This window comes from Pontibacter ummariensis (genome assembly GCF_900188175.1).
GTDB lineage: Bacteria > Bacteroidota > Bacteroidia > Cytophagales > Hymenobacteraceae > Pontibacter > Pontibacter ummariensis.
In genome coordinates this window covers 1-1,370 of sequence record NZ_FZOQ01000075.1, presented here as the reverse complement: position 1 = coordinate 1,370, position 1,370 = coordinate 1, and the positions used below count along the sequence as shown (strand labels likewise).

General features: G+C 57.3%; 1 protein-coding gene. It reads right to left on the bottom strand.

Annotation, left to right across the window (positions count from 1 at the left end):
• Nucleotides 1-1,313: IS4 family transposase (locus tag CHB92_RS25410; RefSeq protein WP_089322039.1), on the bottom strand; the 1,313-nt coding region annotated here is incomplete at its 3' end.
• Nucleotides 1,314-1,370 lie beyond the last annotated feature (57 nt).

Sequence of the window (1,370 nt, the reverse complement as noted above, 5' to 3'; positions counted from 1 at the left end):
CTCCATCCTTCTACCATATTTTGTAGTTTAACCAGTGCTTCTCCCAAGAGCTTTGCTCCCGGCAGTGGCTGTTTCTTTGTTTTCTGGAAGCCTGCCAGCTTGCCCAGTGCCATCACTGCCTCTTCGAGCGTCTTGACGGGCTTTTGCGCGCTTGCCTGCAGCAGGTTCACTTCCACTGGCTCAAAGTATTCTTCCGCAGGAGCCTGCGGCTTCTCCCGCACCAGGTAGGTGAGGTAGAGCACCCGCCAAGCCACGATGCTGTAGAAGGAGAGCGCGTTAAAGAAGGTGTGCACGTCATCGAACTGCAGCCTCTCCACTTTAAAGCCTCCCGACTTGAGCACGTAGTGGAACTGCTCCACCCGCCAGCGCAGCGCATACCACCTGACCACCTGTTTAGCAGCCACGGCATCCTCCACCGGACAAGTGGTGAGCAGCAGCCAGCAAGCGGCCTGAGCGGCATCATAAACAGAGTTACCCTGCTCATCGGTGGCGGCCACCTCTCTGGCCATAACCAGAGACAGGTCCCGGGCCTTATCCTGCCTGGTGTCTTTGGGGGGCAACACAGCTACTTTCCCCGCCTTCACCTCCAGTCGCAGTCTGACAGGGCGGTTGTTTCGCCTGGCCTCTGTCTCCAGCTCCCCCTGCTCTGCCAGCAGCTCCATGGCTTGTTGCAGGGGCACGGCCCGCCCTTTGTCCAGCACTTCGATGTAGCGGGGCTGACAAACCCTGACCACCAGCTCCACGTTACCGCTGCGCCGGGCACAAAAGAAGCTGAAAACGTCGGCCTCCCTGTCCTCCACCAGCACCACCTGCTTGTCTATTGCGCCCAGGGCCGCGTTGACAGCCGCCAACGCCTCCTCCCATTTAGCGGACTCATTGTCGAAGGCGTTGAGCCCGCCCCTTGTCCAGTTGCGCTGGTAAATAAGCCCCTGCGGGGTGCCCCGCTGGTCCATGGCCAGCGCGTTGTGCTGCAAGGTGCCCTTAAGCTTGCCCTGTATCAGGCCAAGGCCCGAGAGGCTATGCTGGCTGTTGAGATTATAGTAGGTGGTGTCCTGGCTGACCACTATCACCTCTCCGCTGGCGGCCGCGCATCTGGCAACTGTTGCCTGCACATGGCCTTTCAACATCTTTTCTGTATCCATCTCTTTCTTGGCAAATATGCCTGCTACAGCTTGACGAAACGTGTTGCCCAGCGCCCTGGAGAAGGAGCAGCCTACAGCGTCATAAACAGTTTCAGCTGCTCTCTTCAAACTACTTACGTTGCGACCGTGAATCTCACTAAGTGCTACCCCAAACTCTGATGATGCCCACATAACCCGCTTGTTTCTTCCAAAACAATGCCCCCTCAAAATCATTCTAATTTTTCCCTA